Source organism: Bacillus sp. JJ1764, from assembly GCF_036962145.1.
Classification (GTDB): Bacteria; Bacillota; Bacilli; order Bacillales; family Cytobacillaceae; genus Neobacillus.
Genome location: NZ_JBALNY010000111.1, coordinates 1 through 13,346, shown reverse-complemented (window position 1 = coordinate 13,346; position 13,346 = coordinate 1). Strand labels below are relative to the sequence as shown.

Annotated in this window: 15 protein-coding genes; 13 read left to right on the top strand and 2 right to left on the bottom strand. The window is 42.1% G+C overall.

Features of this window, described 5'->3' with window-relative positions:
• Positions 1-104: 104 nt before the first annotated feature.
• Positions 105-1,073 (bottom strand): ABC transporter substrate-binding protein, encoded by a 969-nt coding sequence (locus V7083_RS15815; protein ID WP_335479522.1) that lies wholly within the window; start codon positions 1,071-1,073, stop codon positions 105-107.
• Between the two features lie 184 nt (positions 1,074-1,257).
• Between V7083_RS15815 and V7083_RS15810 the strand changes: the two genes are divergently transcribed.
• Genes V7083_RS15810 through V7083_RS15790 form a run of 5 tightly spaced genes read left to right on the top strand, consistent with a single transcriptional unit; the run spans position 1,258 to position 5,134 of the window.
• The gene (locus tag V7083_RS15810; protein ID WP_335479520.1) at positions 1,258-2,262 is read left to right on the top strand and encodes a FecCD family ABC transporter permease; all 1,005 of its coding nucleotides are present in this window, start codon (positions 1,258-1,260) and stop codon (positions 2,260-2,262) included.
• Positions 2,259-3,314: a FecCD family ABC transporter permease gene (locus V7083_RS15805; RefSeq protein ID WP_335479517.1), complete on the top strand. Its 1,056-nt coding sequence runs from the start codon at positions 2,259-2,261 to the stop codon at positions 3,312-3,314. The genes V7083_RS15810 and V7083_RS15805 overlap by 4 nt, the downstream gene beginning before the upstream one ends.
• Before the next feature lie 27 nt (positions 3,315-3,341).
• Positions 3,342-4,160 (top strand): ABC transporter ATP-binding protein, encoded by an 819-nt coding sequence (locus tag V7083_RS15800; protein WP_335479515.1) that lies wholly within the window; start codon positions 3,342-3,344, stop codon positions 4,158-4,160.
• Positions 4,153-4,935 carry a siderophore-iron reductase FhuF gene (fhuF, locus tag V7083_RS15795; RefSeq protein ID WP_335479513.1) on the top strand — a complete coding sequence of 261 codons (783 nt, stop codon included), beginning with the start codon at positions 4,153-4,155 and terminating at the stop codon, positions 4,933-4,935. The genes V7083_RS15800 and fhuF overlap by 8 nt, the downstream gene beginning before the upstream one ends.
• Positions 4,883-5,134 (top strand): DUF2573 family protein, encoded by a 252-nt coding sequence (locus V7083_RS15790; RefSeq protein ID WP_335479511.1) that lies wholly within the window; start codon positions 4,883-4,885, stop codon positions 5,132-5,134. Before fhuF ends, V7083_RS15790 begins: the two co-directional genes overlap by 53 nt.
• A gap of 30 nt (positions 5,135-5,164) precedes the next feature.
• On the opposite strand, the gene V7083_RS15785 is transcribed toward V7083_RS15790, so the two are convergent.
• Positions 5,165-5,299 carry a YuzL family protein gene (locus V7083_RS15785; protein ID WP_335479509.1) on the bottom strand — a complete coding sequence of 45 codons (135 nt, stop codon included), beginning with the start codon at positions 5,297-5,299 and terminating at the stop codon, positions 5,165-5,167.
• Positions 5,300-5,519: 220 nt separating this feature from the next.
• On the opposite strand from V7083_RS15785, the gene V7083_RS15780 reads away from it, so the two are divergent.
• The 8 genes from V7083_RS15780 (at position 5,520) to V7083_RS15745 (ending at position 13,197) form a co-directional block, all read left to right on the top strand.
• Positions 5,520-7,904, top strand: a complete 2,385-nt coding sequence (locus V7083_RS15780; RefSeq protein ID WP_335479507.1) for a 3-hydroxyacyl-CoA dehydrogenase/enoyl-CoA hydratase family protein — start codon at positions 5,520-5,522, stop codon at positions 7,902-7,904.
• A 90-nt stretch (positions 7,905-7,994) separates the two neighbouring features.
• The gene (locus V7083_RS15775; RefSeq protein WP_335479505.1) at positions 7,995-9,170 is read left to right on the top strand and encodes an acetyl-CoA C-acetyltransferase; all 1,176 of its coding nucleotides are present in this window, start codon (positions 7,995-7,997) and stop codon (positions 9,168-9,170) included.
• Between the two features lie 45 nt (positions 9,171-9,215).
• Positions 9,216-10,997, top strand: a complete 1,782-nt coding sequence (locus V7083_RS15770) for an acyl-CoA dehydrogenase family protein (RefSeq protein ID WP_335479503.1) — start codon at positions 9,216-9,218, stop codon at positions 10,995-10,997.
• Between the two features lie 209 nt (positions 10,998-11,206).
• A complete protein-coding gene (locus V7083_RS15765; protein WP_335479501.1) occupies positions 11,207-11,566 on the top strand; it encodes an arsenate reductase family protein in 360 nt (119 codons plus the stop codon).
• A gap of 79 nt (positions 11,567-11,645) precedes the next feature.
• The gene (gcvH, locus tag V7083_RS15760; protein WP_335479499.1) at positions 11,646-12,029 is read left to right on the top strand and encodes a glycine cleavage system protein GcvH; all 384 of its coding nucleotides are present in this window, start codon (positions 11,646-11,648) and stop codon (positions 12,027-12,029) included.
• Between the two features lie 104 nt (positions 12,030-12,133).
• A complete protein-coding gene (locus V7083_RS15755) occupies positions 12,134-12,373 on the top strand; it encodes a YusG family protein (RefSeq protein ID WP_335479497.1) in 240 nt (79 codons plus the stop codon).
• 149 nt (positions 12,374-12,522) lie between these two features.
• Positions 12,523-12,879 (top strand): toprim domain-containing protein, encoded by a 357-nt coding sequence (locus V7083_RS15750; protein ID WP_335479495.1) that lies wholly within the window; start codon positions 12,523-12,525, stop codon positions 12,877-12,879.
• 6 nt (positions 12,880-12,885) lie between these two features.
• A complete protein-coding gene (locus V7083_RS15745) occupies positions 12,886-13,197 on the top strand; it encodes a thioredoxin family protein (protein WP_335479494.1) in 312 nt (103 codons plus the stop codon).
• The last annotated feature ends 149 nt before the right edge of the window (positions 13,198-13,346 follow it).

Here is a 13,346-nt window from a genome sequence, read left to right as displayed (position 1 = left end):
GATCATCCAAATAACCGGTGGAATCCCATCCAAACTCCACGGAATCCCAAATCCCACCATCCAAAGTACAAAAAAGACCGCGCAAAAACACGGTCCTAAGAACATTATTTTTTCAAGAAGATCTTCTCAATATCATCAAGCATCAAATTCGCTGCTAGTACGCCGCCGGCTGTATTCCAGATGACGTCGTCAACTTTGTGGACCTCTCCTTTTTTAGAAACTTCTAGGTTTTTAAACAAAGGATCGGCTAGCCATTCTTTTTCTAAGCTGGAAGCTTTTCCATCGCCAGTATCGTATGTGAAATAAAACAGGATATCTCCGTCCATCGCTGGAATCCGCTCTTTTGTTACGTTTCTTTCAGCGAAGTCATTGACATTTTGGCTTTCAGGTCTGGCGAAGCCAAGGTCTTTTAAAATAATTCCGGAAAATGTATCTAAGTGGTAAATCCGAACATCCCCAGCCATAAATCGAACCATGGATACCTTCATATTCTTTTTATCGCCGAGCTCATTTTTAATATCAGCAATGCGGTCCTCGTATTTTTTAAGAACTTCATTTCCTTTTTCCTCTTTATTAATAGCTTTTGCATATAATTTAAAGTTTTCTTTCCAGTCACCGCGCAAAGTTTCAGCAAAAACAGTTGGGGCAATGGCACTTAATTGCTCGTAAATTTTTTCCTGACGCATTTTGTTGCCAATAATCAGATCTGGCTTTAGTGCAGCAATGGCCTCGACATTGACTTCACTTTCGGTTCCAACCACCTTAGTGTCTTTTAGCTGGCTGGCAATATGCTTATACCAAGGGTCTCCGGTCCAAGACTGAACCGCACCAACTGGAGTTACCCCCATAGATAACAATGCCTCAGTACCTTCGTTGGTCAAGATCACAACGCGCTTTGGCGGTTCTTTAATCTTAGTTGACCCCATGGCATGCTCAACCGTATAGGGTTTCCCAGATGCCGTTTTGGTTGTTTCTTTTTTCTCATTAGATTTCTCCTCCGTGCCACCGCAGGCAGCTAAAAACAATACAGCCAAAATGGATATAAGAGATAAAAAGCCTTTAATCGATTTCATTTTCTATGTATCCCCCTGTCTAATTATAAATGATAATCATTATCATTTCTGAACGTACTTATCATATGATGACAGGCAGCATGATGTCAACGCCTAATTGAAAATGATTTTCAAAGTCATTGACAATCATTATCAATTAAAGATAGACTTTATCTAATGAATATTAAATAGTAGAGGTTATTATATGCTTTTAAAAACTACTTCATTAAAATGGATGGGGTTACTCGGTGCAATTCTGCTGATGCTGTTGTTAATGGGGGCCAGTGTGATTTTTGGCTATACAGACACCAGCATTCGGTCAGCTATTGAAGCATACACGAATTTCAATGGATCTAATGAACATATTATTATTCAGTCAGTGAGGATGCCGCGGGCTTTAATTGCTGCAGCGGTTGGAGCCAGTTTGGCAATTGCCGGGGTGCTCATGCAGACATTAACGAAAAATCCCCTGGCAGCTCCCGGGACATTTGGTATCAACGCAGGTGCGGGTTTTGCCGTGGTAGCCGCAGTTACTTTATTTTCTGTCGTTAATTTAAAGACTTTTAGTATACTGTCATTCCTTGGAGCAGCGGTTGCAGCGATTACTGTTTATGCAATAGGTTCTGTTGGGCGTGAGGGACTAACCCCCATGAAACTGACTCTGGCAGGTGCTGCCATGTCAGCGATGTTTGCTTCATTTACCCAAGGGCTTCTTGTTATCAACGAAGCTGCGCTGGAGCAGGTCTTATTTTGGCTGGCTGGTTCTGTACAAGGCCGCAAGTTGGATATACTTATTTCTGTTTCGCCATACATAGGACTAGGTTGGGTAGGCGCACTGCTGATTTCAGGAAAAATGAATATCCTGTCAATGGGGGAAGATGTTGCAAAAGGACTAGGATTACATACGGGTCTTATTAAATTCTCTATCGGAGTAATCGTGATTTTACTGGCGGGAGGGTCAGTTGCTGTAGCTGGTCCCATTGGTTTTGTTGGAATCGTGGTACCGCATATCACAAAATCAATTATAGGCATTGACCATCGCTGGGTTATTCCCATGTCCGGTGTGTTAGGTGGAATTTTATTACTGACAGCCGATATTGCCGCGAGATATATTCTAATGCCGTCAGAAGTACCTGTCGGTGTTATGACTGCAATCATTGGAACTCCATTCTTCGTTTATATTGCCAGAAGGGGGTTCAATGGCCGATGAGCAAATACAGGAAACTGCGTTTTTTCAACGATAGAGGTTCATTTTTAATTGATCGGAAAGCTGCCAGTATATTTTTGATTTTATTGCTTATTACATTTGTAGTCTTTGTTATAAGCACCGGTATGGGGGAAATGAAAATCAATCCGCTTACGGTTGTAAAAGTATTATTTGGGGCCGGACCGGAAATGGAAACGCTCATTATCAAATCGTTTCGATTGCCGCGAATTATCATCGCCCTAATGGTGGGAATTTCATTGGCAGTGGCCGGGGGCATTTTGCAAGGGATGATTCGTAATCCGCTTGCATCGCCAGACGTACTGGGGATAACCGGTGGAGCCGCTGTTGCGCTGGTCAGTTTTTTAGCGATATTTAGTGATAAAAGTAATGCTCTAACCGTCAGCATCAGTTGGCTTCCATTGGCCGCTTTTCTGGGGGCCGGAATCGTTGCTTTTCTCGTCTATTTTCTCGCCTGGAAAAATGGAGTATCGCCTATTCGACTCGTGTTAATCGGGATTGGTATATCATCGCTCATGCAGGCGTTAACAACGTTAATGATGATATTGGGACCGATTTATCAGGCGAGTCAGGCTAATATTTGGATTACCGGTACTGTATATGGTTCCAATTGGAAAAATGTTGCGGTTATGGTGCCATGGACTGTGATTTTCCTGATTATCGCACTGATTTCGGCACGAACGGTTAATCTTCAAGAACTGGGTGACGAGGTTGCCACCGGCTTGGGGGGAAGAGTGCAAAAACAGCGTTTCCTATTGTTATTAATTAGTACAGCTTTGATTGGCAGTTCGGTAGCCTTTGCAGGAGGAATTGGATTTGTTGGCCTAATGGCACCGCATATGGCCCGAAGGCTCGTTGGTTCATCGTTCGGAGCATTGCTTCCAGCCTCCGCTCTTATAGGAGGTATTTTAGTCATGGTTGCCGATATAATCGGCCGTTCGCTGTTTTCGCCATTAGAAGTACCAGCGGGTGTTTTCACCGCGGGAATTGGTGCTCCATATTTTATTTACCTACTATTTAAAACAAGAAATGCTTAAAAAAAGGCAAAGGAGCTGGCATTTGTCATGAATGCAATCGAAACAAAAAATTTATCGATATCCTATGGAGAAACGTTGATCATCAATGAACTGAATGTAAACATACCAATTGGTGAAATTACTGTTTTTATTGGTGCAAATGGCTGTGGAAAATCGACACTGCTTCGTTCGCTTGCTCGGCTCCTTAAGCCCAAAACAGGCGCAATCCTTTTAGAAGGAAAGGAAATTGCCAAGCATTCTACCAAAGAAATCGCCCGAAAAATGGCCATTTTGCCGCAGTCCCCTACAGCGCCGGAGGGCATAACCGTTATGCAACTGGTGAAACAGGGACGTTACCCGCACCAATCCTGGTTACGGCAATGGTCGGAACAGGATGAAAAAAAAGTAAATGAAGCATTACAAGCGACAAGGCTTGAGCACCTAAAGGAAAGAACCGTTGATTCCCTATCAGGGGGACAGCGTCAGCGGGCTTGGATCGCAATGACATTGGCCCAGGATACGGAATTTATTTTACTGGATGAGCCTACAACTTATCTAGATATGACCCATCAGATTGAAATTCTTGATTTATTGTTTGAACTAAATGAAGAGAAAAAACGCACCGTTGTCATGGTGCTACATGACTTAAACCTAGCCTGCAGATATGCCCATAATATTGTCGTGATCAAGGATCAACAAATATATGCCGAGGGAAAACCAGAGCATGTTATCAACTGCAGTCTGGTCAAAAAGGTGTTTAACCTGGATTGTGAAGTGACAATGGACCCACTGTTCGGTACACCACTTTGTATCCCTTACGGCAAAGGAAGATGCATCTTAGAGAAGGCGGTTGCGATCAATGGATAAGCGACTGAGTAGTAAAGAGCTGCTTGAACTGAAAAAATATCGTCTCTGTGATGAGATTAACCAACATTTTTGCGTAGCAGAACTGTTGAATGAAACCTATCTCCGATTCTTTATGAAAAGATTAACTAATGAAATCGGAGCACCTTCTGAAAAAGTGGCGGCGTCAATTTTTATAAAAAGATATGCCTTTATTGCTGTCATATCGCTCTATGCCATGACAGTATGGAATAAAAAACTGGATCTACCATTGAATCAGATTTATATGGAGACGCCTGAAACAGGGAAAGATTGGCTGCCTAATTTTTCAATGAAGGACTTAAACGTGCAAACTTTCGACTCAGGAAACCGTGATGATTGGCGGGAAGGTGTTCTAACAGATTTGTTTGTGAATAATATTGTACCACTAATCAGAATGATGGAGAAAACCTTTGGCATTTCCAGCTTGATTTTATGGGAAAATATCGCTGTTTATTTATTTTGGCTATATGAAACAGAGCTGGTGGACCGAGAAAAAGATGATTATCAATTTTTATTCTTAACAGCAAAAGGCAACCTATTTGGCTGCGCTAATGGTAATCCGTTGCAAAGGTATGTTACTGTGAAAGATAAGGATTCAGGTATACGGATGAGGAAAACCTGTTGTTTTTCCTATCAGCTGCCAGCAGGGAAACGCTGCCGGACCTGTCCGTGTACACATTTAGCCAAGGACGGAGGATGTCATGATGGAGAAGGAATTTGCTCAGCAGTTCGAGGCTTTGCTGGAGAAGTACAGTGAACTTTTAGTCGGAGAAGCCACAGAAGCGACTAAAGAGAAGGTAAAGGCGTGGGCTATGTATTCACATATAGCCAAATCCATGCCGGCACTTATTAATCATTGGAGTTCTCTCTACCCTGAGGCACGAACAGAGATGAAGCAAATCATCAATGAAATCAAAGAGTTAAATGAACAACATCGGAAGTCATCGCAAAAATAAACAGGCTGCACGGGTCAGCCTGTTTATTTATTACCGCTTTTTAAATTGATTATTTTGGCTGTTTTGCTTATCGATGCCGCTTTGTTCGCCGCCAGGACCGGCATTACCGCGGACACTTGCTGCACTGACCCCTGCTTTGGACGGATCCTTCTTTATCTTAGCCATTTTGATCACCTCAGAAAATAGATTTCCCTGTTCTAAGAAAAATATAAAAGTCAAGGGGATAATAAACAATTCGAAAAAATTTCAATTTTCCGCGTTTATCGATTGCACAATTTTTCGAAATATTTTATATTAAGTGTAGTAACTCATTCTTAAAGGCGAATTTTTTTTGACATAAAAATGAATGAGTATTCATTCAAAGTTTGTGAAGGGGGAGACAATGTTGAACCAACTTATTAAAAAAGCGGCTGTACTAGGTTCCGGAGTTATGGGCTCAGGAATTGCGGCCCATCTAGCAAATATCGGCATACCGACACTTCTATTGGATATCGTGCCTCGTGAATTGACGAAAGAGGAAGAAGCAAAAGGACTAACTTTGCAGGACAAACAAGTACGTAATCGTATTAGTGCCTCCAATATTCAAAAACTTTTAAAACAAAAGCCAGCACCCCTGACAGCGAAAAAGAACCTTGCCCTTATCGAAGCAGGCAATCTTGAAGATGATTTAATAAAGCTGAAAGATGTTGACTGGGTCATCGAAGTTGTTGTAGAAAATCTCAATGTAAAAAAACAAGTATTTGAAAGAGTGGATCAATACCGCAAACCAGGCAGCATTATCAGCTCCAATACATCCGGTATTTCTGTTGAAGCAATGGTCGAAGGTCGTTCCGATGATTTCCAAAAGCATTTTCTTGGAACCCACTTCTTCAACCCGCCGCGGTATTTAAAATTATTAGAAATCATTCCAACACAATATACAAATCCTGAAGTTCTGGCATTCATGAAAACCTTTGGCGAAGATGTGTTAGGAAAAGGCGTGGTTGTCGCAAAGGATACGCCTAACTTCATTGCTAACCGTATCGGAACCTATGGTCTCTTAGTAACAGTTCGAGAAATGCTGAAGGCTGGGTTAAGTGTCGGCGAAGTAGATTCCATCACTGGTCCGCTTATCGGTCGTGCGAAAAGTGCTACATTCCGTACTCTAGATGTTGTTGGCTTGGATACGTTCTATCATGTTGCTAATAACGTATATGAAAAAGTAGAAGGCCATGAAAAAGAAGTTTTCGAAGTACCTGCCTTCTTGAAAGAAATGGTAGCCAAAGGATGGCTGGGAAGTAAATCCGGTCAAGGATTCTTTGTGAAAAAAGGTAAAGAAATTTTTGAATTAGATCCAACTACTTTGGAATACGGCCCTCGTAAAAAACTGTCAACTCCATCTGTAGAGCTCAGCAAGCAGGAAAAAGGAACAGCGAATAAATTGAAAGCGCTTGTATATGCGGATGATCCCGCTGGAAATTTCCTTTGGAGCACATTTACCCAATCATTCGTGTACTCTGCTCAGCTTTTAGGAGAAATTGCCGACGACATCGTAGCAATCGACCGCGCCATGAAATGGGGCTTTGGCTGGGAAAAGGGTCCATTTGAAACATGGGATGCGATTGGTGTTGAAAAATCAGTCCAAAAAATGAAGGAATCTGGTGTGGAAGTTCCTGCATGGATTACAGAAATGCTTGAAAAAGGCTTCACTTCTTTCTATAAGGAAGAAGAAGGCGACCTTTACTTCTATGATAAAGGTGAATACAAATTAGTAGAATTCAACCCTAAGGCGATTGATTTGAAAAAAATCAAAAAGCAAAAGGGAGTTATTAAAAAGAACACAGGTGCAAGCTTAATTGATATCGGCGATGGAGTAGCGTTGCTGGAGTTCCACTCCCCTAACAATGCTCTTGGATTCGATACGATCCAAATGATTAACTATGCAATCGATGAAGTCGAGAAAAATTATAAAGGACTTGTCATCGGAAACCAAGGCAAGAATTTCTGCGTTGGGGCTAACCTTGCCATGATGCTGATGGAAGCACAGGATGATAACTATGATGAGCTTGATATGGTTATACGCCAGCTTCACAAAGCACTACTCAGAGTGAAATATAGCTCAAAACCTGTCGTTGCAGCTCCATTCTCGATGACACTAGGCGGCGGTGCAGAAGTTTGCTTACCAGCAGCTCGCATTCAAGCTTCTTCTGAAACCTATATGGGACTTGTGGAAGTCGGTGTTGGTTTACTGCCTGGCGGCGGCGGAAACAAAGAACTTTATATTAAACATTTAGAAGGACTGCCAAACGGCGTTCCATTTGACCTGCAAAACGTGGCCATTAAAGTGTTTGAAACGATTGCGACTGCGAAGGTGTCCACTTCCGCTGAAGAAGCTCGTGATAATAACTTCTTAAACTTTGTGGACGGCGTCAGCTTTAACGGTGATCACCTGCTTTATGATGCAAAACAAGTCGTGCTTGCCCTTAATGAACAAGGCTACAAGCCAAAAGTCCGCAAGAAAGTTCCGGTTGTGGGTGAACCAGGATATGCAACATTATTGTTGGGTGCTGAAGGAATGCGCTTATCCGGCTATATTTCCGAACATGATTTGAAAATTGCTAAGAAAATCGCTTACGTGATCTCCGGAGGCAAAGTGCCTTACGGAACAGAAGTCGATGAGGAATATTTATTAGAACTAGAGCGTGAAGCATTCTTGAGCCTGGTCAGAGAGCCAAAAACGCAACAGCGTATGCAGCATATGCTCGTTAAAGGCAAACCGTTAAGAAACTAGAAAAAGTTCAGAGAGGGCCGTGGGTCTTATGCCCTCTCCAAAATCATAGATTGCTATTTTTTAAAAAATGCAAGAAAGAGAGGGAACGATATGAGAGAAGCGGTAATCGTTGCCGGTGCCAGAACCCCGGTTGGAAAATCGAAAAAGGGATCGCTAGCCAATGTTCGTCCGGATGATTTAGGAGCATTGGTTGTAAAAGAAACATTAAAACGTGCTGGTAATTATGAAGGAAATATCGATGATTTAGTAATGGGTTGTGCAATGCCCGAAGCGGAACAGGGTAATAATGTCGCCCGGAATATTGGCGCATTGGCAGGTCTTCCACACACAGTTCCAGCCATTACAGTCAATCGTTTTTGTTCATCTGGATTGCAAGCCATTGCTTATGCAGCACAGTCCATCATGCTGGGTCACACGGATACGGCTATTGCCGGTGGTGTAGAATCCATGAGCATGATTCCGATGGGCGGACACGTCATTCGTCCTAACGCAACCCTTGTAGAAACAGCTCCTGAGTATTACATGGGTATGGGGCATACAGCTGAACAAGTAGCGATTAAATACGGGATTTCTCGTGAAGAACAAGATGCTTTTGCCGTACGAAGCCATCAACGTGCCTATAAAGCCATCCAAGATGGGAAATTTGTGGATGAAATCCTACCAGTTGAAGTAACAAGCCGCTTTGTTGGCAGCAACAATAAGCTTGTTGAGAAAAAGTTCTTATTTTCACAGGATGAAGGTGTTCGCCCAGAAACCAATCCAGCAACATTAGCGAAACTACGCCCAGCTTTTTCTGTTACAGGTTCTGTAACAGCTGGTAACGCTTCGCAAACAAGCGACGGGGCAGCTGCCTTGATGATTATGGATCGCGAAAAGGCTGAATCACTTGGGCTTAAGCCACTGGCTAAATTCAGATCCTTTGCGGTTGGCGGCGTACCACCAGAAATTATGGGTGTTGGTCCTGTAGTAGCCGTTCCAAAAGCCTTGAAACTGGCTGGACTAGAAGTATCCGATATCAACCTGTTTGAATTGAACGAAGCATTTGCTTCTCAATCCATCCAAGTTATCCGTGAACTCGGCCTTGATGAAGAAAAAGTAAACGTAAACGGCGGCGCCATCGCACTTGGCCACCCACTAGGCTGTACAGGAGCGAAGCTGACCTTGACATTAATTAATGAATTAAGACGCAGAAACGAACAATTCGGTGTTGTTACTATGTGTATCGGTGGCGGTATGGGTGCTGCCGGTGTGTTTGAATTACTATAATTGATCAACTGTTCCCCATCAAAAAATTTAAGGAGGAAACAAACCATGACTGAAACGAAAAAAATTGTTAAAGGCGGAAGCTTTTTAATCGAAGATATTTCCTATGAGCAATTATTAACACCTGAAGATTTTACCGAAGAGCATTTAATGATAGCCAAGACAGCTGATGACTTTGTTGAAAAAGAAGTTCAGCCTGTGCTAGAGAAATTGGAAAATCATGAATTCGATATTACCGTAAAGCTTTTAAAAGAAGCTGGTGAACTTGGACTTTTAGCAGCTGATGTACCAGAGGAATACGAAGGACTTGGTTTAGACAAAATCACATCCTCGTTGATCACTGAAAAAATGTCAGGCGGCGGTGGGTTCGCTCTTTCCCATGGTGCACACGTAGGAATTGGCTCCCTGCCAATCGTTTTATTCGGAAACGAAGAGCAAAAGAAAAAGTATTTGCCAGCCCTTGCTTCTGGTGAAAAACTAGCTGCCTATGCACTAACAGAGCCAGGTTCAGGATCTGATGCACTTGGTGCAAGAACAACAGCCAAATTAAATGCAGAAGGCACTCACTATATCTTAAATGGTGAAAAACAATGGATCACCAATGCTGGCTTTGCCGATGTATTTGTGGTTTATGCTAAAATCGACGGCGAAAAATTCTCCGCATTTATCGTAGAAAGAGAATATCAAGGTGTTTCTACTGGTGCAGAAGAGAAGAAAATGGGAATCAAGAGCTCCTCAACCCGTACTCTAATTTTAGAAGATGTGCCAGTACCTGTAGAAAATCTTTTAGGCGAAATTGGCAAAGGCCATGTCATTGCGTTTAACATCTTAAACATTGGACGTTACAAACTGGCAGTTGGTGCAGTCGGTGGCTCTAAAAAGGCGCTGGAAATGACCGTGAAATATGCAAATGGTCGTCAACAATTCAAAACGCCAATCTCCCAATTTAACTTAACGAAAGAAAAATTCGGTACTTTGGCCTCTGAACTTTATGCAGCTGAGAGCTCCGTATGGCGCACAATTGGCTTGTATGAAGAAAACCAAGGTAAACTCTCCGATGAAGAAACAAAGGACATTAAAGTTCTTGCTAATTCCATTGCGGAATATGCGATTGAGTGTTCATTAAACAAATTCTTCGCCAGCGAAGTATTAGCACATGTGGTTGACGAAGGCGTGCAGATTCATGGCGGTTATGGCTTCATGCAGGAATATCCGATTGAAAGAGCCTACCGCGATGCCCGGATTCAGCGGATTTTCGAAGGAACAAACGAAATCAACCGCTTGTTGGTGCCAGGCACTCTAGTGAAAAAAGCGATCAAAGGCGAACTTCCTTTATTCCAAAAAGCCATGGCGCTTCAAGAAGAATTAATGATGTTAATGCCAGAAGAGCCTGGTGATGAGCCGCTTGCTCAAGAAAAATACTTGGTGAAAAATGCGAAGAAGATTGCCTTACTGTCTGCTGGCTTAGCCGCTCAAAAATACGGTCAAAAGCTTGAAGCAGAGCAAGAAATCCTTGCCAACATCGCTGACATCGTGTCTGATGTCTATGCAATGGAATCTGTTGTATTACGTACAGAAAAAGCCATCGCCAAAGACGGTTTAGACAAAAACAAGCAAAAGCTTCTTTATACCCAAATCTTCTGCCAAGAAGCATTCAACCATATCGAAGCAACTGCAAAAGAAACCCTAGTAGCCGTAGAACAAGGTGATATGCTGCGAATGATGCTTTCATCCCTTCGCAAATTCACTCGCCACACACCAATCAACGTCATCGCCAAAAAACGCGAAGCCGCTGACGTGATCATTGAAGCAGAACGCTACATCGTTTAATAAAGGTTGTTGCTTGTCACCCAGTAAAAACCGGTCCTCTGTTTATCGCGGAGGACTTCTTCTTTATTTCTTTTTAAAAGAAGGAATTTACCGAAATTAGTCGAATTTATCTTTGGATAGAACCATAGTGTTAGGCTTTTAATAGTGGTTATGATACTATTTCAAGTGAGGGCTGCCTCAAAGATTTTAGGGAATAAGGCGGTGAATCGATGTCATTGACGTTTTACTGGTACCCAAAATGCGGCACATGCCGAAACGCAAAGAAATGGCTGGATGAACATCAACTGTCATTCGATGCGGTACATATTGTAGAAAATCCACCCTCCCGCGAGCAACTAGCGGATTTCTATAAAAAAAGCGGGCTGGAATTAAAGAAATTTTTCAACACAAGCGGTATGAAGTATCGCGAACTAGGAATCAAAGATCAACTGAAAACAGCAACTGAAGACGAAATGCTAGATCTCCTCGCTTCAGACGGTATGTTGCTCAAAAGACCAATCTTGACAGATGGACAACATGTCACAGTGGGCTTTAAAGAAGAAGAGTATGAGAAAATGTGGCTCAAATAACTCTCTTCACTTTCATTAACGAAATCGATTTATTTCGATGATAGACATTTTAGAAGAACATAATGGAGGGATTTAAGTAATGAGTGTACCAAAGGAATTGCGTTATTCAGAAGAACATGAATGGGTAAAAGTAGAAGGTGACAAAGTGCGTGTTGGGATTACTGACTTCGCGCAGCACGAATTAGGGGATATCGTGTTCGTTGAACTTCCGGAAGTTGGCGATGAAGTAACCGTTAACGAGCCATTCGGAAGCGTAGAATCCGTTAAAACCGTCTCAGAACTTTACGCACCAGTCAGCGGTAAAGTTGTGGAAGTAAACGAAGACTTAAATGACAGCCCTGAATTTGTTAACGAATCTCCATATGAAAAAGCATGGATGATCGTCGTTGAAGTATCTAACAGCGGTGAGGTTGACGAATTAATGACTGCTGAAAAATATGAAGAAATGATTAAAGAAGATTAATCATTTAATCTAGGCACCTTTTACTCGAAGGTGCCTTTAATTTCCACTTTATCTTCTTCTTGAATGGGGAAACTGTAAATACAATAAAGAAGAGGGTGGAAAGCATGGCATTAAACCAAAGCAAAATCGATGTGACAGACAGAGTCGTCGGAAAGCTGAAAAATGGAGAAATCCAATTATTTATAGAAAATACCCCAATTGGCAAAATCAAAATGTCTGATCATATTCAAGTAGAACTTGATCACCATTTTGAAGCTGAACAACAAAAAATTTATCAACACGTCACTGTTACAGAAGGTCGAGACGCCAAATACACTGATTGCGATGACGGAGGTTGGTGCTAGCTTTTCGTCATCATCGTCATCCATGAACAAGCATATACCTATTTTTAAGATGACAATGATGTTATAGTTAACATAGGTAAAGATGGAGCACGTCTTGTAACTTTTGGAATATGTTAACAATAAACCACTTCTTTCACAGGTGATGGATGATGAATGATACGTATGCTGACAAAGTTCTAATCGTAGAAGGAAAATCCGATAAAAATAAAGTGAAAAACATTGTAAAGGAACCGGTTGACATCATTTGTACAAACGGGACCATCAGTCACACAAAATTGGACGAATGGATTGACATCCTCGAAGACAAAGAGATCTATATCCTAGTCGATGCCGACGAAGCTGGCGAAAAGCTTCGCAAACTGTTTAAACGTGAATTCCCTCATGCCGAGCATTTATATATTGACCGAATGTATCGCGAAGTAGCAACAGCACCTGTGCACCATCTGGCCGCTGTCCTGCTAGGAGCAAACATTGACGTTCATAGCGAGTATTTAGAAATGGGTTAACGAAAGATGATCGAATGGAATCAAGAAGACTTAACAGCTTTTTTAGAAAATAAACAAACCGGATTGGTTTACTTTTATACCCCACTATGCGGCACTTGCCAGGTAGCTTCAAAAATGCTGCAAGTCATCGAACAGCTGTTGCCTGAGGTGGCGATGGGCAAAATGAACCTGAATTATCACGCCGCCCTGGCTCAGAAGTTTGCCATCGAAAGTGTCCCTTGCCTGTTGTTTGTTCGGGACGGCACCGTTGTTGACGGCCTTTATGCCTTTCATTCCGTGCCTTTTCTTTTGGATAAAATAAAGATGAATTTTGGGTAAGCAGACGCTTTTTTGGGGAGCGTCTGTTTTTTTGTTTCCGCCTAGTTTTCGCAAAATCCGGCCACTAGGGAAGGACTTTGCGTTCTTAAAAAAACATAGAGTTCCACACTCCTGAACAACCAGTTCACACTAGCAAAAAAGGAACATAG

Excerpts from the sequence above, each read along its gene's own strand:
- V7083_RS15815 (WP_335479522.1), bottom strand. The coding sequence starts at position 1,073 with ATGAAATCGATTAAAGGCTTTTTATCTCTTATATCCATTTTGGCTGTA.
- V7083_RS15810 (WP_335479520.1), top strand. The coding sequence starts at position 1,258 with ATGCTTTTAAAAACTACTTCATTAAAATGGATGGGGTTACTCGGTGCA.
- V7083_RS15805 (WP_335479517.1), top strand. The coding sequence starts at position 2,259 with ATGAGCAAATACAGGAAACTGCGTTTTTTCAACGATAGAGGTTCATTT.
- V7083_RS15800 (WP_335479515.1), top strand. The coding sequence starts at position 3,342 with ATGAATGCAATCGAAACAAAAAATTTATCGATATCCTATGGAGAAACG.
- fhuF (WP_335479513.1), top strand. The coding sequence starts at position 4,153 with ATGGATAAGCGACTGAGTAGTAAAGAGCTGCTTGAACTGAAAAAATAT.
- V7083_RS15790 (WP_335479511.1), top strand. The coding sequence starts at position 4,883 with ATGGAGAAGGAATTTGCTCAGCAGTTCGAGGCTTTGCTGGAGAAGTAC.
- V7083_RS15785 (WP_335479509.1), bottom strand. The coding sequence starts at position 5,299 with ATGGCTAAGATAAAGAAGGATCCGTCCAAAGCAGGGGTCAGTGCAGCA.
- V7083_RS15775 (WP_335479505.1), top strand. The coding sequence starts at position 7,995 with ATGAGAGAAGCGGTAATCGTTGCCGGTGCCAGAACCCCGGTTGGAAAA.
- V7083_RS15770 (WP_335479503.1), top strand. The coding sequence starts at position 9,216 with ATGACTGAAACGAAAAAAATTGTTAAAGGCGGAAGCTTTTTAATCGAA.
- V7083_RS15765 (WP_335479501.1), top strand. The coding sequence starts at position 11,207 with ATGTCATTGACGTTTTACTGGTACCCAAAATGCGGCACATGCCGAAAC.
- gcvH (WP_335479499.1), top strand. The coding sequence starts at position 11,646 with ATGAGTGTACCAAAGGAATTGCGTTATTCAGAAGAACATGAATGGGTA.
- V7083_RS15755 (WP_335479497.1), top strand. The coding sequence starts at position 12,134 with ATGGCATTAAACCAAAGCAAAATCGATGTGACAGACAGAGTCGTCGGA.
- V7083_RS15750 (WP_335479495.1), top strand. The coding sequence starts at position 12,523 with ATGAATGATACGTATGCTGACAAAGTTCTAATCGTAGAAGGAAAATCC.
- V7083_RS15745 (WP_335479494.1), top strand. The coding sequence starts at position 12,886 with ATGATCGAATGGAATCAAGAAGACTTAACAGCTTTTTTAGAAAATAAA.